Source organism: Clostridium boliviensis (assembly GCF_033342255.1).
Taxonomy (GTDB): domain Bacteria; phylum Bacillota; class Clostridia; order Lachnospirales; family Lachnospiraceae; genus Lacrimispora; species Lacrimispora boliviensis.
This window is the reverse complement of sequence record NZ_JAWONS010000257.1, coordinates 1-365: the sequence shown is the minus strand read 5'-3', so window position 1 is coordinate 365 and position 365 is coordinate 1. Positions and strand designations below refer to the sequence as shown.

The 365-nt window shown below is 39.7% G+C and carries 1 protein-coding gene; it reads right to left on the bottom strand.

The window, feature by feature from the left end:
- Nucleotides 1–365, bottom strand: a 365-nt coding sequence (locus RZO55_RS17905; protein WP_318065628.1) for a Fic family protein, incomplete at both ends; no start/stop codon positions are given.

The following is a 365-nucleotide window of genomic DNA, read 5'->3' as shown; positions in this document are numbered from 1 at the left end:
CTGCAAACGGATGAATTCTCACAAACTCAGCATGGGTCCAGGCCGCAAGTTCAATTACATTTTCTATAGCTCTATCCTGCAAATCCATATAAAATGCTTTTACCTGACGATACATTTCGTTAGGGCTCGGTGGAGTATGGGAGGCACCAGAAATATAAACATCTACGTTCCGATATATTCCTCCAATCATAATATTCTCCATTAAAATAGCATGTAAGTCCTTAATGATATGCTCGTCCAAAGACTTCTTTTCTGAGATGCAATCTTTTACATGCTGATAGGCTTTGTTATGATTGATGACCTCATAAATCTCTCGAAGTTTTTTTCCACCTACGGACAGCCCCTCCTCCAATACCACCTTAGTT